Genomic DNA, 25,741 nt, shown 5'->3' with positions numbered 1-25,741 from the left:
GTTGCAGATAATAAACTCCGACTGTTGACGAATAATGTCAAAGAAAGCGAAAAACCACTTTCTTTTCAACAGCAAAAAAAGCATCCTACAGAGGTTGTAAAAAGAAAAACAGATACGCTGTTTCACCTGCATGAAAACAGTTTGATAAATGAACGGCATGCAGCAGAAACAGCTATTAAAATAATAGCCGCAAAGCAGCCCATCACACACCCTTCCCTTTGCCGCTATTTAAAGGAAAGGTGCATCCATAAAAATATTGCTGACAGGTACTGCCATGAAGTAAGTTTTAAATTGAATAACAAAGACAGAGAACATGTGGCCATCGGCTTTAAAAACAATGCAGATGGATATGAATTAAGAAATGGATTTTTCAAACTCAGCAGCGCTCCAAAATATGTTACTTATATCAGCAACAGTGATGCGAAAAATGAGCCTGTCTCAAAAAAACAAAGGACAGAAATTTTGCCGATAGATTCAGGAATTATTCCATTAAAATTTAATGACCAAAATCTTGTTTCAGATGCAAAAAATCCGGGAGAAATTTCTGAACAAAATCAAACTGTAAAACAGGCAAAATCTATCGCTGTATTTGAAGGCTTTTTTGACTTCTTAAGCTGGCAAATGGTTCATCAAAATCAGGATCACAAACTGACAAATTTTCTTATCCTCAACTCGCTTTCATTTTTTGAAAGAAGCCTTTTGCTCATGGAAAAACATGAACATATCAATCTGTATTTAGATCACGATGCAGCAGGAAGAAAATGTGTTGAACAGGCTTTGAAAAGATCAGTTAAGTATGAAGATAAAAGCAGGTTGTATAAAGATTATAAAGACTTAAATGATTGGTTAAGGCATTTTGGAAAGCTGGAAAAGAAGCAAATAGTAAAACGGTCTAAAGGGCTGGGTTTGGGGTAAGTTTTCAGGAGCCAGCTATGTTTCGGGCATCCCGAAACGCTGGCTTTCTTCATTCCGATGTCCATCGGATTCAGAAAGAAACTCATGCTGGCGCATTCGCTCATTATAAAAGAGAAGGGAGAAATGGAAGGGAAGGCACATAAAAGAATGCTGGGTGGAAGGCCTTCAAAAGCTATAAAACGCAATAAACCACTGACCGTGAAATGTACCACTATAGAAAAAGCTATCATATCCGGCAAAGCAAAAAAAATGAACCAGTCTGTTTCTGAATACTTAAGAACACTTGGATTAAACGGAAAATCTGTCATGGCCATAAAGACTATTCCAAAAGAGATTTTGGCGCTTTGCGGGGCTTTAAACCATGTAGGTGCACTGCTTAACCAAATAGCTAAAAGGCGCAACAGCAATGATGAACTAAATGCTTTGGAAAGAGCTGATTTAGCCTTGCTTCAGTTAAAAATAAAAGAAGTGGTAGAAGTCATTAAAACTGGTATAAAATGATTGGAAAAATAACAACAGGGAAATCGTTTCGTGGATGTCTTCTTTACTGTTTAAACGACAAAAAACAGGAGTCGGAAGAAGAACAGGTAATGAAAAATCGTGCTGAGATTATTTTGTTTAATCAATGCTTCGGAAACCAGAAAGAATTAATAGAACAATTCAATGCTGTAAGACAACTCAATCCAAAACTTGCAAAGCCTGTTTTGCATATTACATTAAGCCTGGCAATCAGTGATCAGTTATCCAAAGATAAACTCATGGAAATATGTGAGCAGTGTGCGAAGGAAATGGGCTTTGAAAAAAATCAATATATAGCCGTTCAGCACCTGGATACAAAGCACCCGCACCTGCATATTGTCGCCAACCGCGTAGGCTTTGATAAGCGAACAGTAAATGACAGTAATAACTACAAAAAGATGGCTGCTTATTGCCGTAAAATGGAACTGAAGTATGACCTCAAGCAAGTGCTGAGCCCGCGTCTTTTTTTATCAAAAGAACAAAGGCTGAGACCAAGGCATGACGAGCGCAAACAACAAATAAGGCAACACGTTCAGAAGAGCCTGAAAGCCTCCCGGTCTTATCATGATTTTGAACGGCTGATGAAAGAGAAAAAATACCAGGTGGTTAAAGGAAGAGGCATCGCATTTATTGATGAAAAGAAAGTGTATGTGAAGGGCAGTGATCTCGGTTATTCGCTTCGCGTTATAGAACGCATCCTCGAACAAAATAAACTGAAGCCTAATCAAAAGGCAATGCTTTATCACCGGCCAATATCAGGAAATAAATCATTAAGCGTTCCATCTTCGACCAGCAAGAGCAATGCTGAAAATATTCATTATAGAACAAATGAATTATCGAAAGTTATGCATGAACTGATAAAGCCTGAACGAGATAATATGAGGTTGCCTGATGAAGAGTTATTGCCGAAAAGAAGAAAGCAAAAAAAGTATTGAGACTCCATTAAATAGTTATGTATGGAAAAAGAAAAAATTGAATTTGTGCTGGAAGATATGTTGGATGAATTAAAAATGATTAACAATAGTGTACAGGAACAGAAACAGCAAATTACTCAACTGTATCAAAAGGTTTCTGCTTTTGAAGAAAAAGCAAACCAGGCGAATAAAGCAGAGACACCAACAGTAAATATCAAGCCTGTAGAAGTTGCTATAACTACTGCTTCAAATGAAATAAAGCAATTGATACAGCAGCAATCCCGGCCGGTTATCAGGCAGTGGCGTTTTTTATTGTTTCCTGAACATAATGCAAGAGAATATTATACTGTTATATTCAGATTGATTATGTGGATGACATTAGCTTGTATGGTAGTGGTTCTTTTTTCTTTGGGAAAACAGGCCCTCGAAAATGCGAAAGAAGTAAAGCTGATGCAACTGGAACATGATCAGTTTAAAAATGCCTGGGAGTATATTTTTAAGAAGGAAGATAAACAGGGTAAAAAGAAAATGGATGATGTGATGAGGAAAAGCTGGGAAGAGAGACAATAAGTTAAAACTGGAATTCGAAATCGTAAAATTTATTAATAATAAAAGCGATTACCTGATCAACGTAACAGTACCTTTTCGCAAAATCGTTTTTCCATCGCCATCTTTGCCACCAGCCATCCAAACATACGTGTTTAAAGATTGAACAACACCCTTTACACTTCCATCCCAGCCCTTATGATAATCGGTTGTATAAAAGATCATTTTGCCCCAGCGGTCAAAGACTTTGAAAAAAAGAAAATCTTTTATGCCAACAGGTATCGGTCGCAACATATCGTTCAATCCATTTTTATCCGGCGTGAATGCAGAAGGTACATAAATATCAGGGCCGGCATATACCTTCACTGTAACTATATCAGTAGCCTCACAACCGGCAGGCGTAGATGCAGTAACGGTATAAGTAATATTTGTGTTTAGTGTGGCGGAGGGGTTTGCAATAAAGGCATTACTAAGGCCGGTAACAGGCATCCAGATATAACTGGTAAACCCGGCGTGATTAACATCTTGTGCTGCCAATTGAATAGGCTGGTTAATAACAGCGCTGGTATCATTGCCTGCAAAAACTTTTGCCACGGGGGCAACCATCACTGTTACCGTTTCATTGTTACGCGAAGAGCATCCTTTATCATCTGTAACCGTTAAATGGTAAGTAATAGTTTGAGCGGGCTTGGTAACTTTCGGAGTATTACTGTGCGCATCAGAAAGATATTGTGCAGGCATCCAGTTATATTTAACTCCGCCGCTGGCATTTAATGTAACGCTGTTGCCATAACAGATTGCCGTATCTCTTCCCGCATCAGCAACAGGTGCAGGATTGACCATTACAACCACTGAATCCTTTATCGTGCAAACTGCTGTTGAAGCCGTGACAACGTATTTTGTTGTGAATAGTGGCGATGCTTTGGGTGAAGCTGTGTGGCTGTTATCAAGGCCTGTTGAAGGCGACCAGGAAAACATGGCTCCATTGGAAGAAACAGACAGTTGAACATTATCTCCTTCACATACCAGTTTATCACCACCTGCTTCAGCAAAAAGGTTATCATTTAAAGGCACCTGCACATTTAAAGATGCTATACAGCCATCTGCATCTTTTACGGCTGCCATATAAGTGTTTACAGCGAGTTTGCCGTAAGTTACTTCATCTGTATAATTACTGTTATTAAAACTATACAGGTAGGGCATGCTGCCACCTGTTGCAGCAAGTGTAACACTGCCGTCATCGTTGGTACAACCGGCAGGTGTTGCAGCAGCCGATGCTTCTACAGGCGCAATAGCTGTAACATTCACTTTTATAATAGCGGATGCATTAGCCGCATCCCTCACTGTCACAGAATAGCTTCCGGCAGCCAATTCTGTAAAAAGGCTGTCGGTTTGAAAAATAAGGCCATCCAGAGAGTAACTAAACGGTGATGCACCATTTGACGCGTTTACTGAAATTTCACCATTATCTTTTTTGCAGGTAGCATTCTTTACCGTTGTTTGCAGGGTTATGCAACTTTCTTTTACCTCAGCATTCTGCGTCTTTACCGTACCTGTATTGTCTTTTACAGTAATGGTATAAGCACCCGTTTTTACATTTTTGAAAATATTATCGGGCTGAAAATTTACACCATCGAGTGAATATAGATAGGGACTATTGCCGCTTGTTACATTCACTGCTATCGCACCTGGCAAAGCGTTACAGGTTGCGTTGGTTATAGTTAGTGTAAATTTAAGGCAAAGGTTATAAACTGTTAAAGGGTCAGATTGTGCACTGCAGTTGTTGCCATCTGTAACAGAAGATGTATAAACACCTGGCGGCAGGTTAGTAAAAACATTATTCTGTTGAAAATTTAAATTATCCAGGCTATAGGTGTAGGGCGAGGTTCCACCGGAAGCTGTTATGCTAATTTTGCCATCGTTGCTATTACAGCCTGCATTAGTGGCAACGGCTTTTACCTGGGGCCCGGCTATATTATCAACAACTACCGGGGTATTGTCGGTTACTCCTGTTGCATCTTTTACAGTTATGGTATATTCACCGACTTTAAGATTGACGAAGACGCCAGTTTTCTGGAAATTAAAATTATCGATAGAATACTGATAGGGCGCTGTACCATTGGTTGCAGTAATTGTAACAGCACCATTCGCGTTTCCACAGGTTGCATTTTTAACTGTTGCAGCAGCCTTCATGCAACCGGAACCAATGGTTACTGTTTTTGTTGCGGTGATTCCGGTTTCATCGGTAATGGTAACCGTATAATCACCGGGGGCAAGGTTTGTAAATAAGCCGCTTGTTTGAAAATTTGTGCCGTCTATGGAATAATGATAGGGCGCTTCTCCTTTAGAGCCTGTGGCCTGGATAGATCCGTTGTTCAAACCGCAACTGGCATTGATGAACGCAACTTCCAGGTCTATTGGACAATGGTTATAAACCTGGGTTGTTAATATGATTACGGTGCCGTCCTCAGCCTTAATATAAATGTTAAACAGGCCTGGCACGAGATTACGGAATTCTCCGCTTTCATGATAATTTATTCCATCTGAAGAAAAAGTAAGGTATTCTTCCTCGTCCATCTCTACGTACCCACCTTCCCCGCAATTTGCCGGAGCTACTGTATAGCCAAAGCTAAAATCAAAGCAGCGTTGAACACCGTATGATTCCACTTTCGTTACACAACCATGGGCATCTTTAGCATAAGCGATAGGGAATGGCATAAAGCCCAAGTTAGGAAAAACATTGTTTGGCTGGTAATTCTCCGCATCCATGCTATATAAATAAGGGGGCATGCCTCCTGTAACATTTACGGTGTAATAACCATCTGTGGCCGTACAGCCGGATGGATTAGTGTACGAAGAATTTAGCGCCACCGGTCTTTCAAACTGATTGGTTAATGTTGCCGTTGACGTAGCGGTATTGCCATCAGCGTCTTTTACGGTAACGGTATAAGTGCCGGGCGGCAGCAACCGCCAAACATTTTGACTGCTATAAGTATCGCCGTTTAATGAATACAGGTAAGGCGGCGTGCCATTGCTTGGGGTAGCGGTTATCCTGCCGTCTTCATATTCGCAGGTGGGATCAATCGCCGTAAGGGAAAGTGTCAGATCGTCGGCTGTTGTAAATTGATTGGGTATGTTAGGTAAATTTCGATTCCCGGCGCTATCAGGGTTTGAATAAGCGTTGAAACAAAAAAATATAAGGGGCAGCATAATTAAGGCTGGCAGGGTCAACTTTTTCACAAGACTAAAATATCGCAAAGAATTACATAATGAATATTTGGGGCTTATAATTTTTTTTGGATTGTTATTACTTCCTTTTATGCTCCTTCCAGTATGGAGCTGACGAATAAAAAAGATAAACCGCTTTTGAATATAAAGCTGCAGAACCTGCGCCTTATTTTAATTTTTATCCATTTTATGACAATGGCACAAGATGACTGCGTACATTGCCGCACCTCAATCTTGCGCCAGTTTACCGTTTGTTATTGATAAACTTGGATTATCGGGGTATAGCTAAGGATATTCAAATCCAAAATTATATTGAACTAATTTATTTTTTTCAAAAATGCATTTTATAAAATAAGCAACCCCGCCATATTTTTTTAAAACTTCGGCATTCGGATTATCCGTATAATATTTAATTTCCTCCCTATTATCCTCTTTAGCAACAACCTCAAAACTTTTTCCCAAAATGGTCACTACTTGTTCTTTACTTAAACCAAGCATTATATTGTGACCACTTTTAAATTGACATGTGCTAAGTACAACAGCTTTTGTTGGTCGCTTATAACCTATAGGTATATAAAAAAGTTCAAACTCAGCTACAGCATTTTGTGTACCTCCATAATGAAAGAAAAGTCTTAAACCTTCAGTACCGCTTTTATTTATACATTCAATACGAGGAAACATACTATCGGCTTCAAAATGCTTGCTCCAAATATTAGCTCCTAAAGCTTTTGTCGTAGTTGTTTCATCTTCTAGGTAAATTTGGCAAATACTTTTTTCTATTGGAAAAGTATTTGAGGTTTGTTTTTGTTGTGCAAACAAAGCTAAACTGAAAAAAAAATAAACTATTGATTGTATCGCTTTCATACTTAAAATTTTATTCTCCTGGCCTTCTACGATCCGCCGCGTGTCTATTATTTGGAACATTGGGATTGTTGGGATCTGTTACGGTCAACTGGATATTTCCATTTTGGCGTACATAAGCTCCGGTTTGAGTATAAAATGCTTGTAAATTTCTCTGGTCAGTAGCCAAGGCTACGCAACCCGCACTACCCGGCCTGTTCCCATCAGGATGTATCCTTAACTCTGTCCTACTCATTGGCTGGCCATTTACTTGGGTAAAATTTGGATTTACATCAAATGTAAAAGCTACTCCATCTCTATAAAAACCTCCATGAGCTTCGTTTCTACCTCTTCTCCTTCCATTGTTAACGGTATATTCACCGTTTGGCAGAGGATCATAATTATATGTTCCATCAGCATTACGGATGCCTGAACTTGCTGGTATACTATTTATTGTTAAAGTAGAATTATCATCAAAGTGACTTTGAACATTCAAATTGCTTCCATCAAAATTTAAGCTTCTTTCAGTTGTTTCCAATGCAATTGTATTTAAACCAGTTGTATTATCTATCGCAGAAAGAGTATTGTTAAACGTCGAAACAAAAGTGTTTGCATTATCCTGATTAGTAAGATCATAACCCAAAGCCCCAGCAGTTCCTATTGCTACATTGTATGCTAAAGCATTTACCTTAACTCTGCTTACAGCACCAGCATTATTTATAGTTCCTAAAAGTGCTCCTGTTTTAATGTTATAATATTGAGTAGTATCTCCTAAAAAATCTGTAAGAAGTACAGGATTATTAGCCATGCTTGAGTAAGGACTTATAATAAAATCTGGTTTGGTATCAATTCCCCACCATCTTCCTATTTGGGGGTCATTCGTACGGTAATATGCTTCATAAGTATTTAAATCAAAATCGGTATTATTTTCTATGCCATTGTATTTGTATTTGTTACCGGGGTCTCCGAACGATAAAGCTTTGCTACTTATTCCTGCCATAGTCAAGCCGAACGGATAGTAATGATTTTCTTCAAGTATTCTCCCCCTCTTGTATGTCACCCTAAAGTTATCAAAGAACACATCATTGTTACTTTCATTGCTAAAATAGATATAAGCGTAGCCGTTCTTTTTTACAGGCACCACTTTTGATAACGGCGATGTTTGATTGGCTCCTTCTATTTGCAATATCTGGCTGTTTATATTATCAAAGGTAAACTGTTCATCGAATAATAAAACATGTAAATAAGCTTTGGGATTACCAGAAGTTGTAGTATTATTTTCAGGATTGGTAATTTGCGATAACACATTTGGGTCTGCATTGATGGCACTGTTCACAGAAGGCACTGCACCTTTTATAGAAGCCGATACATCAGGACTGTTCACGAGCGCCAGGGCAAGGCTGGATAATAAAGTTCCAATGCCATCGGCACTCTCGTTTTTCACTGTAGCAGAAGGCCAGTAATACTCAACGGAGGTATTGATCTGGTCACCGCTCATCACCTTCAGCAGCATAGCCGCGCCTATAGCGCCACCTGATGATGATTTCTTCACCAGCTTAACATTATTTCCATTATCTGAGGGGTTACCCATATTGGCAGGCCGCCCGGTGCGTGTACCCACAACATCCACAGCATCCCCTGCCGCATTGCTCCATACAGCATCCTGGTTGGTAACGGTTGCTGATCCTGATGCGCCTTCGAAGCTCAGTACAGGATAGGTATCCGTTTTCTCTTCTTCCGTCAGCACCATTCTTACATTGCCCAGGTGGTCTTTTATAAAATAATCATACTGGAAACTCGCAGGATCTGTCCCCACTGCAGGCTTGTATCTGACCCTGCCTTCTTCCTGGGGAAGGTACTGAAGTACATTATCCTGGTATACGCCCATCAGGTAAAGCGTTGTTTTATCCGGCTTATTTGTTTCATGAACGATCTTTTTGAGCTTATTGCCTGCAGCATCATATACGTATTCAATACTGCCTTTGCCGGCAACCGTAATTACCTGCGGCAGGTTTAAATAATTATAGGTTATGTCGCCGGTGTTTTTAATGTCTTTATTTTTATCCATTATAAGGTTACCGTTCGCATCGTAGTCGTAGTCAACAGCAGTAACAGGCTTATTCGTTGTAACCGTTTGTTCATACAATGCAGAATACCTGAAGTCACCTAATGGCGTATTCTTGTCAGTCTTGGCATCTATCACATTCTGCAACTGGTTGCTGCCTTCACTGTGTTCATAGTGATAGGTCAACTGGTCGATATAATCACTGGCAGTGCCGGTGCTGTTGCCAAGTTTTACGCCTTTTTGCCACATCATCATTATGTTACCATTGGCATCATATTGCATTACACCGCCTGTTTGCGGGTCACCACCCACACTGAAGTCAATGCCTTTACTGGTGTTCCAGCCACCATTATTTTGTGTAAAATCCGCTTTCAGCAAACGGTTGGCATTATCATAATCAAACCCGTAGGCCCGGCGTTCCCCATCCCCTTTACTGCGCCACCAAACGCCGGCAATATTACCGTTATAGGCACTTTTATTAAAGCCATAATCATAATTTAATAACTCCCCAAAATAATTGTTATCATTATTGGCCCTTGCATAGCCTTTATTAATAGCGCTTAACCAGCCCCGTATATTATAGAGGTATGCCAGCGTTTCAAGGCTGGTGCCGCCATCATAACCAGGGGCAAGTTTCTTGCTCTTTAACCGTCCCAGTTCATCATAGTTGTCATCAACAATCTTTTTTTCTGCATCAGTGTTCACTTTCTTATAAACAAACCTGACCCTTCCGGCGTGATCGTATTCCATACGGGTAAGCACCTTCGTTTCCGGTGTGGCTGTTGCCAGCGGGTTTTTGTGGTCGGTAAAGCTACTCAACACCTTTCCGCTAAAGTCATATTGGCTGGTGGTTATATCCACGCCACCCGCAACATTGTCGGCAAGGGTTTGAATTACCCTGCCTTTTTCATCATAATAAATGGTGGATATAAGCCAGGTGGATGTACCTAACACCTTTGTTTTGGTACCGGTTACCAAGCCCTTCGTTTGATTGCTTTGGGTAACAGCTTCTGCATAAGGGTTGGTGCCCGCATCCAGGTTGGCTGTATAACTGCCGTTATAAGCTTTCTTTCCGTTCCAGGTGTAATCATCATAAAAGGTTTGGGTAAGGTCTTCATGTGTAAAGTTTGAAAGAACAGGATAATCTATATCGCCCTCAGGCCTGGCGTCGGCATTGGACTGAAGGGTTGCTCTCGTTGCATTGCTGTTCAATAGTCCTGTCCCGGTTGGCCTGTTAAGATCATCATAGATAGTGTATTGCCATTTTTTGGTAGAGAGCGCACGCAGGTTTCCGTCCTGGGTCATTACCAGCCTGTCTCTTTTGTCATATACCATCTGTACTTCCTCTGCACCCGGCACCCGCTTAACCACCATCCGGTTGCGTTCATCATAGAAATACAAAAAGCAAAACTCTTTGGCGGTTGGAGAAGTGGACATAGCGGTGGTTTCAAAAGCCCAGCCGTGTGCTTCCAGGTATTCCACTGCTTTCGGCTGCATCACACAGCGCAGGTTGCCCAGGTCATCATATACGTAATAAGTACAGAGCCAGCCTGTATGCCCTGTTTGCTGTGCATTCGCTATCTGTACTTTTTTAAGCACTATATGGCCTTCTTTATCTTTATATTCAATCGTCTTATTCAACTGTTCATCAGATGTCTCCATTACATATAAAGCTCCCGGTGAATAAAAACCAGCTTTTGCCGGCAGGTTGCCCCAGGCAAAACCGATATTCCATATCACCACTTCATCATATGTATCGTTGGCACGCTGCAATTGGCTTACCCCCACATCATGGCCTGTCCAGCTTTTGCCAGGCGCTGTTGTTTTCAACACACGGTTCAGGGGTGAGGCCTCATAGACTGTGTTGCCATAATAATAACCTTCCGTATTGGTTAAATAGCTGTTATAAAAATCGGTTTGCTTCGTTACAGCATCTGTCCTGAACTTGCCTGTTCCGGCATTGTCGGCATAAGGCAGCCATTGCTGTGCCACCCTGCCGAACTCATCATAAAATGTTGTGCTGACCATATCATGTCCTGCCGGTGTGGATTGCCTGGTTACCGTTTGCATGTCCCTGCCCAGTCCGTCGTAATAAGTAGTCGACTGCTGAACGCTTTTTTTGTCGGTTATCGCATTGGCCGCGGTTACAGTAGTAATACCCGGCTGCATGAACACCCTTGTCTTGATATAGTTCATGTTTTCAGGATCAAGAGATGCATCGTAATCCGGCATTGGTATCAGGGTTTGTGTACCTGCAACTGGTGCTGTAGCCGAAATAGGCTTGATAACAGCGATCGCTGCCGTTACTTTGATAAGTATGGTATTGGAAGCCGCCTGATCATCCCCGCAGGTAGCCAGTCGCCTGTAATAAGTGGATTGGGTGATATTGGTAAGGCTAGTACCGGGTATATCCACCCAGTTTTGCTCATCTGTTGAACTTTGCCATTGATAGGTTGGGCTGCCGGTGCAACTGCCGCCGGATGCCTCGCTCACACTTGTCAGCGTAGCGCTGCCACCACTGTTTACAGTTGCTGCACTCGAACTAACGGTACCACCGTTGAACGGTACAATTATCTGTACCGCTGTGGTATATTTATATACACCATTACTGAGTACCCGCCTGCGGTAATACAAGTACCCACCTGGCATGGCAATGCCGGGAGAATAATTTAGATCATCCGCGGCTGTACCTGCTATGGCTGTCCATGTACTGCCATCCATTGACCCTTGCCAGCGGTAAGAATAACTGCCGGTGCCACCTGTAGCCGCCGTGCCGGTTATCTGGCCCATATCCTCGTTATAATTAACCGTAATAGATGAGGGGCTGAGCGTGCCGGCAACAAGCAGCGGATAAACTTTTACGCTCACATAATTGCTGCTGTTTAAAGGTACACCATTGCTCTTCACCACCACGCGGTAATAATAGGTTCCTACAATTGATGAACTATTCGTTGGCGGTGTAAAACTTGTCGTATTGCTGCCCACATTAACCGGATCATCAAATGAAGTCATTGCCGAGCGTTGCCATTGATAAGTATATGTACCACTTCCTCCTGACACGCCGCCAATGGTTAACGGGGTAGCTGCTGCATTATAATTTAAAACCTGGTCGGCCGAGGGTGTTATAGCTCCTACAACCAGCTGAGGATATACGGTGATGGTTACAATAGTCGAAGCCGGTACCCCATTGCTTGTGGTAGTTACCTTATAAAAAGTTGTTGTTGTTAAAGACGGAGGTGTATAATCTTGTGTAGTAGCGACCTGTGTCCAAGGACCACCCGAACTGGATGCTTTTTCCCAGACATAAGTATAATTGCCATTACCACCGCCCGGTGTATTATTTAAAAGGCCAGGGCTTTCATTGTAATTGATCGTTTTACTAGTTGGGCTTACACTCGTTGTTACCTGCGGATAGACCGTAATGGTTACTATAGTGGTAGCCGGTACTCCATTGCTGGTAGTCGTTACGCGGTAATAAGTTGTTGCAGTTAATGCAGGTGGCGTATAGTCCTGCGTAGTGGCTACCTGGCTCCAGGGCCCGTTTGAACTGCTTCCTTTTTCCCACACATAAGTATAACTGCCGTTACCACCTCCAGGCGTGTTGTTCAAAATACCGGGACTTGTATTGTAATTGATGGTTTTACCCGAAGGGCTTACACTCGTTGTTACTTGCGGATAAACAGTTATGGTTACTATAGTGGTTACTGGTGGTGCGCCATTGCTGGCAGTCGTTACCTTGTAATAAGTCGTTGTCGTTAATGCAGGTGGCGTATAGTCCTGCGTAGTGGCTACCTGGCTCCAGGGCCCGTTTGAACTGCTTCCTTTTTCCCACACATAAGTATAACTGCCATTGCCACCGCCCGGTGTATTGTTTAAAAGCCCCGGGCTTGTATTGTAATTGATGGTTTTACTTGAAGGGCTTACTGTCATTGTCACCGGCGGGTACACAGTTACAGTCCTTGTTGTCTGCGCAGAGGGGCCGTTGCAGCCATTGGCCTTTACGCCTATCGTTGCGGTGCCGCTGAACGCTGCATTCCAGGTAACTGTACCCGTCGTGCCTGTACCACTTATCGTGCCTGCACCAGCTGGTGAAATGCTCCAGGCATAACTTGTGGCATTAGTGGCCGAGGTTGTATAAGCGCCTGTCCCGCTGCCGATATTACGGGTAAGCGGCCCGGAAGGTGTTGAAGGCGTGCCCACCGTTGGCGTAATGGTGAAAGGAATAGCCGACGCACTGCCTATTGCTGAGTTATTGTTCAGGCAGCCTGCATTTGTGGTTACTGTCACCTTTACAGATTGCAACTGCGCTACTGAAGATGCCGTAGTAGTAAAAGTATTTATGTTGCTGCCTACATTAACGCCATTCATGACCCACTGGTAGCTGCTTGCCGGATGGCTGGACCCGGCCGTAAACGTAATACTTTCATTCTGGCACATCCCGATCTTATTTGGGCCTACACTGGCTGTAAATGTCTGCTTGGGGTTCACCGTTATGGTAAGTGAATTTGAGGTGCCTGATGTATAACAGCCTGCCGTAGTGGAGACCACACAACTGATCACGTCATTATTGTTCACAGAACTTAGCGCTAAAACATAAGGCGGTGGCGTACCATAATCTGAACCTACATTTGCCCCGTTTTTCTTCCACTGGTAAGTTAATGTTCCTGTTGAAGGCGGGTTACTCACCACTGCATTAAAGCTTGCAGAGCTGCCTGCACATACTGACGTTGAACCGCTGATGCTTATACTTAAAGCTTGTGGCTGGTTGACAACCATAGTAATGGCATTGGATGTAGCAGAGTAAGAGGTGTAGCAAGGAGCGCTGGTGTTCATGGAGCACGTCACCACGTCTCCGTTTGATAATGTGCTGCTGCTATAAGTACTGCCGTTAGCTCCGGAAATAGCATTCCCATTAACATACCAGTAATAACCGGGTGTGCCGCCTCCATTGGTAGGCGTTGCGGTAAAGGTTACTGAAGTGCCGGCACAGATATTATTTTTGTTGGCGCTGATAGTAACAGAAGGAGTTACTGCATTAGAAATTATAACGGGTGAGTAATAAGCTACCTGACCTCCGTTGTAGTAAGCATCAACCCCCCCATTACTTACAGCCGAATTCCATTTTACTTGGATGCTGTTCCCACTCTGATCAATGATCGTATATGCATCAGCTGGATATATCGCCCAGTGGCTAACTGTTCCTGGGCCAGTAAAAGAAAACACGTTCATTTCACCTACACAAAATGTTCCGTACGCATGAATTACAGATTGGCTATAGGTTGTCTTATATAAACAGGAAAATAAAATACAAAATATAAAACATGCAATTAGTCTGGGTTTTATTGTTGATTTCATAACAGCAGCATTATTCTTTTATCCTTAATTTTTTTATTGCTTATAGTTATACTCAAACGTCTTGATTATATTACCATTTGCATCCTTAATATCCTGTAACCGGCCAAAATCATCATACTCATAATAGCTCGTGTATCCTTTGGGGTCTGTCATTGACGTAATACCAATCAAAGGCTTATAGGTATAGGTGGTAATTAAAGCATCCTTTGTACTTGAATTTGTCCTCAGGGTGTTTAAAAGATTACGGAGCGTTTGGTCATTGCCTGAATTAACTGCATTATCAATCTGCATTTGCGTTACTACACTGTTTACTGTGGCATAATCACTGCCTACGATTTTAGCAACTGGATACTGAGCATTATACCCCCACAGATAAACCTCATTTACATCATCTGATTTATGCCGCTGCAAAATATTACCGTAAGCATTGTATTGATCAAAATAAATGCGGGGTTGGTAATGATTGTCAAAAGTGGCAGCATTTGAAGTAATATTAGCCGGTTGAAAATTGGTTAATGGCTGACTCGCCTGAAATTGATAAATCTTATCGGGATAAGGAAGATTTGGATTGTAAAATGTAAAAGTTCCACCAGCCGTTCTCAGGTTTGTTATGCCATCTGCGACTGAACGTTGGATATATTGCTCTATGATAGGACTAATTATGTGTAAGTTTTGTAGATTTTTTATACTTCTAGCTAAATCATTATTTGGAGTGCCGGTTATTACATAATCTAAGGGATATTTATAGATAAATTTCAGCAAATCACCATTACTGGAAGTAGTTGTTTTTTCTTTAATGGCAATATTTTTTTCATCGTAAGTATAATCGGTGGATGTTAGCACATATTTAGCTTCACTAGCGGCATCATATAAATAACTCTTACTATTAGTAAGTAGTGATGCTTCCTGATAAGCCTTAGTATCTATAGCTACAACGGATGCTTTATATTCAATGACCAAATCATTTGCAATTTGAGCACAGTTTATTGCATCAATTGGACAGGCGTAACACCAATAATCTATATTTGGAAACTGTTTCGGTCTGGTAAGTTTTATTCCAGTATTGTATGCTGTGGTAAATAATTTAGAATATTTATATTCATCCTTTGATACAGTATGATAGTTTGTTCCGTCAAAAGAATAAACCGTTTTAGAAAGCATTTTAGGTATATAATTTCCCTTGTCGTAATGATAAGTGAAATAGAATTTTGGGTGCTCAAATTCAGATGGATGTTCAGGATGGCTCGAATAATCTGAAGGCGAATATGGACGTTCATAAGTAAAAACTGTTTTACCTGCATGGCTGGCTGCCGTTCCATTGTATTCGGTAACCTTTTGATACATTATGGGCATGCCTGGCGCGACCTCGAGAGGAAGCCAAGGGGTCGAAGGCACAAGCTTTCTAGAATATTTTGCCCAGCACTCGATTCCGGAACTATTGCTACTTGACTCAATAAACCATTGATCAAAACTAAAAAGAGTAATGTCAAAATATTTGGTTACTGGCAATTCATAATCATAAACTTTTACATTTGCTATTGTGTTGTTGTTAATATAGTTTGTAATGCTGTTCACCCTAAACCCACCAATATAGCCACCCCTGTCATTCGGATCGGTTTTATAGGAATATACATTAGCATTATAATACCGCCCAAAATCAAACACCGTCCTTCCGCCCGTTGGATATTTTATTTCCTTCAACATACAAGCCCTGGCATAAGATTGATTACTGGAAAGATCAGCTTCACGGTTTCCTCCATAGTATTGCTTGTCATTTGCATTTCCAATGAAGTCACGAGGAACGAGGCTTTTATTATAACTGCTGTTATTGCCGTTATAATAACCCCAGTAATCTTCCTGATAACTGGGATAAGTCATTTTAAATGAGTATGGCGGCAGAATCTGGCTTTCATAAGTAAATAAATATGTTTGAGGGTAAGCATCTTGGCCGCCGCTTATAATAATATTGTCAAGCTTGAGCCGTTTATCCTCATTAGAAGTACCAAAATAGCTTTCATTAAACTGTATTTTCTTGATAATATTTGCTGGTGCATTAACTGGCGCGATTGTTATCTCCCGCAGTCGTTTTAAATCGCTAAAATCTTCTCTGGTTTCATAGTAAAATTGTATGATAGCTGTGGAACTGGTAATGGATGCCAATACCGCTGTTCCGAATTGGGTGGATGGCGAAAAAGAAGTCTGCAGAGAGGAGGATATATTTGCAGGGCTGCAATTGATACCAACATTTTCGGCGTTACCCAAATATGTCTGAGAAGTGAGAGACATTGAGCGAGCAGGCTGCAAAACATAATTAAAGGTTATTATATCAGCGCCATTTGCGGCGCGCATCTCTGTTAGGTACCATTCGGAATAATCATTGACTGCATTTTGCAGGATAGATTTAAAAGTATAAATAGTACCATCCGCATCCGTCAATTTAATCCAATCTATTTTATTAGGATTTCCAGAGCTGCTAACTATATGTTTCTCTATTTTAAATGGTTTGTAAGGTAACGTAATCAAATTATTTTCATCAGTATAGTCATATATGAATATGCCGGATGTGCCATCCGGAAGCCTGTAAAAATATCGGTCACTCATGCAATCTTCTTCGTATAAAAACCTTTGCGTTAAAAAATATTCAAAATTTTTTATACCATCCATGCAATGCGAAGACTGATTATAACCCTGATCAGCTGCAGCATTCATCGCAGCAAGCAGTTCAGCAGCACTATTATAAGTATGCGTTAGCATTCTCTCATCAGGTAAGCCATTAACTGAGCGGGAAATTAACGCACCACAATTCAATGCCCAGCCTAACCCGACTTCTGAAGCAATGTCATTGACCTTAATTCCAGAAGCGTGATATGAGATTGAAATCGGAACTTTTAATTGACTCCCCTCTAATATATAAATAGGAATTTCAATATTAGGAACCCCTGTGCTATAATCAACTGGTATTTCACCATAACGCATAAAAGTTTGAGCGATTGGTGATGCAGGTACAATATTGGGCAATTGATAGTTATTTTGAGCCAATGAAAGTGTTCCAATAAAAAGTCCAATTAGAGTCAATGTTGTTATTTTCATTTTGCTTTATTCTAAATTTCTGTTGATATCATTAACTTTTCTAAGAATTATACTTTACTAAATATTGTCTCGCTTTTAAAAACAGTATCCAATTCTAAACTTTAAGGCTGTTCCCGGCGGGGTCTGCCGGTTATGTAAAAAATCATACAGCAGTTGCATATTACCTTCTTTCTTTCCGATTCTATACTTCTTGCTTAATCCCAGTAAGGCACTTCGCTGCCATACATCAACATTGCGGTGCAGCTCCTGTATCGTTTTAAAACTGCTTAAATAGTTGTATTCAAATCCTCCGCTAAACCATATTCCACCTAATATCTTTCCTTTGGCTACCGTTGGCATTTTGATATCCACATAACTTCTCAGCCCCACACCTTCACTGGTAACATGAATATGTTTGATATCACCCCAGCCAACTTTATAACTGGCACCAATGCCCATTCTTTTGTTATCGCTCAATTTGTAGCCCAGCGTTAAGGCAATATCACTCATCGCAGGTAAGGAGTACCGGCCCTTTTCACTCTGGATATTCATCCCATATTCCAATCGCTTTAAAAAGGACTTTGATTTTTCTGAGTTTGGCGAAAAATCGGGCATAGCCATATCGCTACTACCTCCATTTGAGAATTTATTCAGTTTATCTTTTAACTGGCTAATTTGTGCCTGGGTTGCATCTACCTGCCCCTGGATATATTGTTGAGGGTTTACGTTTGTGCCAGAGCCGATTCTTTGTGCAACGGCAGACTGCACACTTGCCCTTGTTTGTAAGCCGGTGAGTGCTTCCGGTGTGCCGGCATTGGAAGGTGTGGGAAATAAGGCGGTAAAGTAACTATTCCGCTCCCAGAACTTTTGAAAAGCAGGCAGAGTCCTCACGGTTTCAAGCAGCTTCTGTTTGAGTTTTTGTTTATCGTTTAATAACTCTTTGTATTCTGATAGTTGCTGCTGGTAGTAATAGACATTCTTGTTGATCCCTTTTAGTTGTTTGGCAAGGCCACTGTTTAAGAGTTGTTCTTTCAGTTGTGATTCCCTTTCTTTTATAAATGATTTTATATCGTTAGCTTTTTGCAATTCTGTCTGTAAACTTTTAAGTTTTTCGCTGACAGCTTGTACCTGTTGAATTTTATCATCAGGAAGGTTTACACTTTTTGCAAGAAAATTCAAACTGGTTTGTATACTATCAACACCGGGAAGGTATTCCGTTAATGGAAATTGTTTAAGTTCATCAGTCTTGCTTTTAAGGTTAGCCTGCAAATCTTTGTAGCGCTGTTCTATATCTTCATTAAAAAGTTCTTTTGCTTTAATACTATCTGTTGCACTTAATTGTTTTTGCAGCGCTTCTTCCTGCCGATGCATTTTTGATAGAAGCCTCGTCGTTTGTTTATTCACTTTAGACTGTATCCTGCTATATTGTCTCTGCAATCCAGATAACATTCTTGTATCCATATTATTTATAGATACCCTGGCAGTTGTACTGTCAAGCCCCTGCCCTTGAACTTTGGTAAAACAAAGAAACAGGCATACACACATCATTGCAAACGAGGGTATTCGCATATTTCCGGATGGTTTCGATAATTATTTTGAAATTGGTTTAGGCTATTTTCGTCTCGCTGGCTTAAGCAGTATAAGGGTTCTGTTTAGGCTTCTCTCAATCGCTTTTTCGCAAATAGTCTGATGTAAAATTGAAATGTTAGATTGAATTGGCAAAATTTATTTTGAAAGATTTTTTGTTGATAAGCAAAGTTATAGGGGATTGGTTTTACCTAAGTTTTACCTCGTCCATTTTAGTAACAGCAGTATGTACTTAATCTATTGATAATCAATGTGGAGAATACCGGATTCGAACCGGTGACCTCTTGCATGCCATGCAAGCGCTCTAGCCAACTGAGCTAATTCCCCTTTATATGAATGATCTGTTTTCGCCGGCGATCCTTGCCGCATTAATCAGGAGCGCAAAAATAATGGTCGATCAAATGCAGTCAAAATTGTATTTAGTTATTCCTCAAATTTTTTGAACAATGTGGTTGCTGTATGTCCGCCAAAACCAAATGTATTGTTCAGGGCATATTTAATATCTGCCGAAGCAGATTTGCCTAAAACAATATTCAGGTTTTTTGAAATAGCTTCATCCAATTCCTTCGTATTAATAGTTGGCGGAATAATGCCATGCTTCAGGGCCAATACACAAATAATGGCTTCCGCAGCTCCGGCGCCTCCAAGCAAATGGCCTGTCATTGATTTGGTAGCGCTTATATAAGGCTTTTTACTGCTGTCGCCAAACATGGCTTCAATAGCTACAGCTTCACTTAAATCGCCCAGCTGCGTTGATGTAGCGTGTGCATTTATATAATCCACATCTCCGGTGTTAATACCAGCTTCTTTAAGCGCTTTGCGCATGCTGAGTTTAGCACCACGGCCATCGGGTGGTGTGCCGGTTAAATGAAATGCATCAGCTGCCTGGCCCGTGCCAACAAGCTCTCCATAAATGGGGGCGTTTCTTCTAACAGCGTGCTCATAATCTTCCAGTATTAAAGCGCCGGCGCCTTCTCCCAATACAAAACCATCACGCTCTTTATCAAACGGACGTGAGGCTGAAGCAGGGTCATCATTTCTTTTTGATAAAGCCTGCGCTGCATTAAACCCACCAATAGAAGAAGCTGTAATCGGCGCTTCCGATCCGCCGGCAATCATCATAAAAGCTTTGCCGGCACGTATCGTGTCAAAAGCATTTATAATAGCTGTGTTGGAAGATGCGCAGGCTGATACCGGGCAATAATTAGGGCCGTACAATTGGTAGCGGATGGAAATTATACCCGCTGCAATATCTTCTATTTTTTTGGGCACAAAAAAAGGCGAGAATTTAGTGCCATCACCCTGGTACAACAGGCTAACCTGCTCTTCAAAAGTGCTGATGCCTCCATTACCTGAGCCCCAGATAACCCCAATATCTGCCCGCTCTTCTTCCGAATAAGTGGAAAAATCTATTTGTGCACTTTGTACGGCTTCTTCTGTAGCAGCTATGGCATATTGTGAAAAAAGGTCGTATTTGCGGAGGTCTTTTCTTTCAAAATATTTTTCGCCGTCAAAATTTTTAACCTCACAGGCAAAACGCGTCTTATATTTTGAAGCATCAAATTTTGTAATAGGTGCTGCACTGCTTGTGCCGGCAACAATATTATCCCAGAATTCCTTTACCGAATTACCAAGCGGTGTTATGGCCCCTATCCCTGTTATAACAACTCTTCTCATGTATAAATTTTGAATTTTTCCGGCATAATCGGTATTGCAAAAAATTGCTGAACCACAATCTTACTTATTGGCAATTTATAAATATACTGCACAAACCGGCAGGCATCAATATAAATATCAAAGTTAGTGAACAATTCTGCAAACTAAGTTTGGCAGCATTTTATATATACCAGGCTTGGGTAATTAATTATTGCCCGTTAAGTGAATCTTCCGTTATATGCAAACTGTCGGCACTTTTTAGATGTGAAGACATCATTCCTTTGCGCTCCATCGCTTCCGCGTGGGCAGCAACAATAAATTTAACAAGGCTTGCCAAACTGTTTTCGTTTTCATTTACAAAATTCAGCCGGTAGGTTGATGCGATTGTTTTACCATCGCCTTTATCTGCAAAAGCAACGAAGTTTTTAAAGGTTTCCTTTGCATTACCTGCAATCTTATAGCTGTCGTAATTATTATGTGCATGTATATCTGCTGAAGCAGAATCTTTCACGGGTTTATTGCCTAAGAACCGGTTAATGTCAAAATAAACCATCATCGATTTATTGTTTAAATCTTTTTCAACACCAGCAGGTAAAGGCTGTTTTTTACTCCGGCCCTGGTAAGTTTTTATCACTTCATCAGATGAAGCGATAAAAAGATTATTATTACCTGTTTCTATTACAAAGCCATGGCCGCCGGACAAACCCAGCTGGTATTCATCACCATTTTTCGTTAATATCTTTTTATCAAGCAAGCCTGTCATTACTTTATCAAAAGCGGCTTTATCGCCAATAGCCGCAGCAAGTAAAAAGCCGCCATTTTTTATACTGTTCTCCATGGAACTTTGAGAATGGGAAGAAAACATAATCGCTATATCGCCGCTAAAAGCATTTACAATATCGGCAGTAGTAAAGCCTATATCAGAAGTAAATCCATCGGCCATGGCATCAAAACCGAGGTACTTTAAAATATCAACCAGCAGTTTAGGATTGAAGGATACGATACCAAAGGCGGTTAAGGTATCCGGATAACTTTCAATCATTTCCTTTTTTATTTCCTGCGCCGGATATTTATTAATAATGCCTGATAATGTTTTATTATAGTGCGTTTCTGCAGAGGCGTTAATTACTCCTTTTTCAAAATTGATAATCCCGGCCGTGTAACTGCCTTCCGCGAGTTCGGATACTTTTGACATACCCGGAACACCCACTTCATTCAACCTGCCTGCCGTATTTGTATAAAAATGTATATCGCCAGGTTTTGAAAAGGGTTTTTTAAATGCATCAGTTGATGCGATGGATTCAGATGCTTTCTGGGTAAATAAAGCTGTTAATTGTGATTGCAAAAGAGAATCGGGGCTATCACTGCCGCTTATACCTGCAACAATTAAAACTTTGCCCGTCCATCCTGCAATAATATTATTATGCAGCGCAAGATATTTATAGCCTGACACCGCTGTAATTGTGCTGCCCGGTTTTCTTGCTTTAAAAAATGCTTCCAGTTTGCCTTCATCATTCACTTCGGCTATTAATGCGCCGCTTTTTATATGGCCCTGTTGTATCGAATTGGTTTCTTTTGTAAAAACATAAAAAGGCTTGCTTACATCCACACCTGAGTTTTCTATATCCTGCCATTTCAATCCATCGCCGTTTCGCTCACTCATCATATCTGCAAGCGAGTCAATTGTTATGCCCGACGAAGCAATCTTATCCATAACAGATTTTGAATCTACCACAAATACAGCTGATGCATCTTTTGGAACATATGATGCCAGCGATGATGCCGCCTGTTTGCAGCTATTAAAAACAAACAGGGCAGCACAGAATACAAAAGCTGCTGCAATCTTATTTTTCATATTGAATAAATATTTAACGAAGATATTTATTAGCCACGATTATTATTCCTACAGAACTGCGAAAAAGGGTGAACGCAAAAGCCGGATTTACCCCCTTTTTTTAAACCTGCAAAATCCTGATGGCCTTAACTTGCAGGCCAATGCTCAAAATTATACGCTCGGTTTTCTTTGGTAACTATTTTATAGGGATCATTGCAATTGCGCTCTCCATTGAATCCTGCGTACAATTGCGGCTGCCTTTAAACTCCATAACATATTATGCCATTCTTTTTTGCACAACCGTTTTTTATTATACGTATGCTTATCTGGGGCCTTTGAATACAGGCAAAATAATGAACCCGCGTAAAGCCTGGTACAACCATAACCACACATTTGTTGTGTGCAGCCAGTTTTTCTTATTCGTTATGGCTGTGGCTTTAAGCATTTATTTTTTATATAAAAATTTTACAGCCATTAAATCATTGCCGTCTATATATTGGTTATTAGCCGGTATTGTGGCGGTTGCCGGCATTTTATATTATGAATTATTGCCAGGTTCAGCTTTTAAAATCAACCTGCGCAATACAGGCTGGCTTAAGGCTTTTGTAATTGGATTTGTTTGGGCATGTGTTGCCAATATTTTATCGTTCATTGCAGTGCAGGTTGAAAGTGGCCCACATAAAGTAGAATCGCTGTTTTTAGTATGGCTGTTTGTAAAAAACTTTATGTTTTGCACTGTAAATGCCATCATATTCGATATAAAAGATTATGCAGATGATTCAAACCACCAATTAAAAACATTTGTAGTGCGCTTTGGATTAAGGAATACCATATTTTATATTCTATTGCCTTTAATTGTAATCGGGCTGCTTTCCCTCGTTGCTTTTTTCATAAGCCATCATTTTGGTTTTCCGGCCATCTTAATTAACCTGTTTCCATTTATTTTATTATTTATGATTGCCTGGAGCATGCAGTGGCCGCATAAAATTTTATACTATCTTGTAATAATTGACGGTATTATTTTTTTTAAGGCTGTATGTGGAATTATTGGAATGAATTTTATTGATTTTTAATTATGCGAAACGATTACAACGGCATTGCAAATTATTACGACAGGCTTAGCCGCATTGTGTTTCAGCGTTCCATAATAAAAGCGCAGGCTTACCTGCTTGAATTTGTGCAGGATAACAACCGCATATTACTGGTGGGCGGCGGCACAGGCTGGATTTTGGAAGAAATTTCAAAACTCAACAAACAAAATGTATCGGTTGTATACGTGGAGAAATCTGCTAAAATGATTGAACTTTCCAAAAAAAGAAAGTATGAAAATATAACCGTTGAATTTATAAACAGCCCTATAGAAACTTATACCACGCAACAGCAGTTTGATATTATATTAACACCATTTGTTTTTGATAATTTCATCGAAAAAAAAATAAAATACATTTTTTTAAAGCTTGATAATTACCTTAAAAAAAGAGGGTTTTGGCTGTATGCCGATTTTGTAAATGATAAACAAAACAAAAAAGCCTGGCAGCAACTGCTTTTAAAAACTATGTACACTTTCTTTAAACTTACCACCAATATTGAAACCAAAAACCTCGTTGACCTAAAACGCTATTTCGAAGAAAAATATGTAATGATAACCCAGCAGTTCTATTACAAACGTTTTATACAGGCCATTGCTTACAGGAAAATAAGATGATTATTGTTTTAAGAAAACCAGGTCGGGCGATTGCACCGTATCGCTGGTATGATTGGCTTTATCACTCATCCAGAAACGGAAATAGCTTGTATCATCTGCGAGTGAACAGGCGGCAAGGTTAGGCGGGTTAACGTTTCCATAATTATAAGTGAAAACAAAATCAGCTTTTACATTTTTCGGCGGATCGAAATTGGGGATTAAAAAGCTGTCAACACGCGAAAGGGAAGCACAATTAGCCACTTTTGAAATGCGCTGCACCCAAATTGTATCCACAACATCACCTTCTTTATCGGTGCACGTTAATCTAAACTCAACCACCGATGGCTGCGGAAATACGGTTGCATTTACGCCTTCAAATTTTAATGTGGGTTTTGTATTGTACGTGTCCTTAGAGCAAGTTACAAATGCGAGCACCAATAAAACAGCGGCTGATAATTTCTTCATTTCTTTGCAATTAATATCAAATTTATACAAAAGGAAACAACATTTAAACATCAGCAATTAAGACTTCATTGTGAGCGCTTCATTTGTTAACAAAATTTTTCAGGTTAAAAAAAACTTCACCGGATTGGCGGTTGAAGTATTTCATTACCAGTATGAACAAAATCCTGTTTATAAAAGCTGGTGCGATTGTTTGGGCCTCGATAAAAACGGCATTCTATCAATTCAGGATATTCCTTTTTTACCCATATCTTTTTTTAAAACCCATCAAATATTAAGTGGTAATAATGAATATGAGCTTTTTTTTGAAAGCAGCGGCACCACGCAAACCAATAAAAGCCGGCATTATATAAAAGATGCAGCTATTTATACGGAAAGTTTTACCAGGGCTTTTGAATTGTTTTACAGCGATATTAAAGATTGGTGCATTATAGGTTTGCTGCCATCTTATCTTCAGCAGCAGCATTCATCACTTATAAATATGGTGAATGAATTAATAAAGCGAAGCGGCAATGCTGAAAGTGGCTTTTATTTAGATGAAGTTGAAAAACTATACCAGGTTTTATTGCGGCTCGAGCAGCATCAGCAAAAAACATTATTAATAGGTGTTACTTATGCTTTGCTAGATTTTGCGGAGCAATATCCAACCCAACTTTCATCCACCATCATTATGGAAACGGGCGGCATGAAAGGCAGGCGGAAAGAAATTACACGCAATGAGGTACATAATATTTTAAAACAACAATTCGATGTGCCGCAAATACATTCAGAATATGGTATGAGCGAACTGCTTTCGCAGGCTTATGCCAAAGCCGATGGTATTTTTAATTGCCCGCCGTGGATGAAAGTACTGGTTAGGGATGAAGATGACCCGCTGCTGGTAAAAACAAAAGGCAAAGGCGCTTTAAATATTATTGACCTTGCCAATGTAAACAGTTGTGCTTTTATTGCTACCGATGATGTGGGAGAGGTGTTTGAAGATGGCAGTTTTTCTGTGGCCGGCCGGCTGGACGGCAGCGATATTCGCGGTTGCAGTTTGATGGTTATATAAATGCTGCTATATTTGC

General features: G+C 40.4%; 15 protein-coding genes and 1 tRNA gene. 7 read left to right on the top strand and 9 right to left on the bottom strand.

Annotated features, from left to right (window positions below; genetic code table 11):
• From ACTHN6_RS14125 to ACTHN6_RS14110, 4 genes are all read left to right on the top strand, one after another.
• The coding region (locus ACTHN6_RS14125) for a toprim domain-containing protein (protein WP_440436416.1) at positions 1-915 on the top strand (915 nt) is incomplete at its 5' end.
• Between the two features lie 57 nt (positions 916-972).
• Entirely contained in the window at positions 973-1,416 is a 444-nt protein-coding gene (locus ACTHN6_RS14120) for a plasmid mobilization protein (protein ID WP_440436415.1), read from the top strand.
• Entirely contained in the window at positions 1,413-2,369 is a 957-nt protein-coding gene (locus ACTHN6_RS14115; RefSeq protein ID WP_440436414.1) for a relaxase/mobilization nuclease domain-containing protein, read from the top strand. The genes ACTHN6_RS14120 and ACTHN6_RS14115 overlap by 4 nt, the downstream gene beginning before the upstream one ends.
• A 21-nt stretch (positions 2,370-2,390) precedes the next feature.
• A complete protein-coding gene (locus ACTHN6_RS14110; protein WP_440436413.1) occupies positions 2,391-2,918 on the top strand; it encodes a hypothetical protein in 528 nt (175 codons plus the stop codon).
• A 48-nt stretch (positions 2,919-2,966) separates the two neighbouring features.
• Here the strand turns inward: ACTHN6_RS14110 and ACTHN6_RS14105 are convergent, their stop codons facing one another.
• From ACTHN6_RS14105 to ACTHN6_RS14070, 8 genes are all read right to left on the bottom strand, one after another.
• Positions 2,967-6,104, bottom strand: coding sequence for a gliding motility-associated C-terminal domain-containing protein (locus ACTHN6_RS14105; RefSeq protein WP_440436412.1), 3,138 nt, complete (start codon positions 6,102-6,104; stop codon positions 2,967-2,969).
• A 303-nt stretch (positions 6,105-6,407) separates the two neighbouring features.
• Entirely contained in the window at positions 6,408-6,986 is a 579-nt protein-coding gene (locus ACTHN6_RS14100) for a hypothetical protein (RefSeq protein ID WP_440436411.1), read from the bottom strand.
• A 10-nt stretch (positions 6,987-6,996) separates the two neighbouring features.
• Positions 6,997-14,256 (bottom strand): DUF6443 domain-containing protein, encoded by a 7,260-nt coding sequence (locus ACTHN6_RS14095; RefSeq protein ID WP_440436410.1) that lies wholly within the window; start codon positions 14,254-14,256, stop codon positions 6,997-6,999.
• Positions 14,257-14,415: 159 nt separating this feature from the next.
• The gene (locus ACTHN6_RS14090; RefSeq protein ID WP_440436409.1) at positions 14,416-17,472 is read right to left on the bottom strand and encodes an RHS repeat domain-containing protein; all 3,057 of its coding nucleotides are present in this window, start codon (positions 17,470-17,472) and stop codon (positions 14,416-14,418) included.
• A 75-nt stretch (positions 17,473-17,547) separates the two neighbouring features.
• Entirely contained in the window at positions 17,548-18,912 is a 1,365-nt protein-coding gene (locus ACTHN6_RS14085) for a hypothetical protein (RefSeq protein WP_440436408.1), read from the bottom strand.
• 379 nt (positions 18,913-19,291) lie between these two features.
• Positions 19,292-19,365: transfer RNA gene (locus tag ACTHN6_RS14080), tRNA-Ala, on the bottom strand.
• Positions 19,366-19,461: 96 nt separating this feature from the next.
• Positions 19,462-20,715: a beta-ketoacyl-ACP synthase II gene (fabF, locus tag ACTHN6_RS14075; protein ID WP_440436407.1), complete on the bottom strand. Its 1,254-nt coding sequence runs from the start codon at positions 20,713-20,715 to the stop codon at positions 19,462-19,464.
• Positions 20,716-20,902: 187 nt separating this feature from the next.
• Positions 20,903-22,549 (bottom strand): DUF4836 family protein, encoded by a 1,647-nt coding sequence (locus tag ACTHN6_RS14070; protein ID WP_440436406.1) that lies wholly within the window; start codon positions 22,547-22,549, stop codon positions 20,903-20,905.
• Between the two features lie 140 nt (positions 22,550-22,689).
• Here ACTHN6_RS14070 and ACTHN6_RS14065 point away from each other — a divergent pair, with 140 nt between their 5' ends.
• Together ACTHN6_RS14065 and ACTHN6_RS14060 are read left to right on the top strand one after the other, a co-directional pair.
• Positions 22,690-23,601 carry a hypothetical protein gene (locus ACTHN6_RS14065; protein ID WP_440436405.1) on the top strand — a complete coding sequence of 304 codons (912 nt, stop codon included), beginning with the start codon at positions 22,690-22,692 and terminating at the stop codon, positions 23,599-23,601.
• A gap of 2 nt (positions 23,602-23,603) precedes the next feature.
• The gene (locus tag ACTHN6_RS14060) at positions 23,604-24,233 is read left to right on the top strand and encodes a class I SAM-dependent methyltransferase (protein WP_440436404.1); all 630 of its coding nucleotides are present in this window, start codon (positions 23,604-23,606) and stop codon (positions 24,231-24,233) included.
• Here ACTHN6_RS14060 and ACTHN6_RS14055 read toward each other — a convergent pair whose 3' ends face one another.
• Positions 24,234-24,677 carry a hypothetical protein gene (locus ACTHN6_RS14055; RefSeq protein ID WP_440436403.1) on the bottom strand — a complete coding sequence of 148 codons (444 nt, stop codon included), beginning with the start codon at positions 24,675-24,677 and terminating at the stop codon, positions 24,234-24,236.
• A 124-nt stretch (positions 24,678-24,801) separates the two neighbouring features.
• Here ACTHN6_RS14055 and ACTHN6_RS14050 point away from each other — a divergent pair, with 124 nt between their 5' ends.
• Positions 24,802-25,725 (top strand): LuxE/PaaK family acyltransferase, encoded by a 924-nt coding sequence (locus ACTHN6_RS14050; RefSeq protein WP_440436402.1) that lies wholly within the window; start codon positions 24,802-24,804, stop codon positions 25,723-25,725.
• Positions 25,726-25,741: the final 16 nt, after the last annotated feature.

The organism is Parafilimonas sp. (genome assembly GCF_051953455.1).
Classification (GTDB): domain Bacteria; phylum Bacteroidota; class Bacteroidia; order Chitinophagales; family Chitinophagaceae; genus Parafilimonas.
The sequence above is the reverse complement of the archived record's forward strand: the minus strand, read 5'-3'. Positions and strand labels throughout refer to the sequence as shown.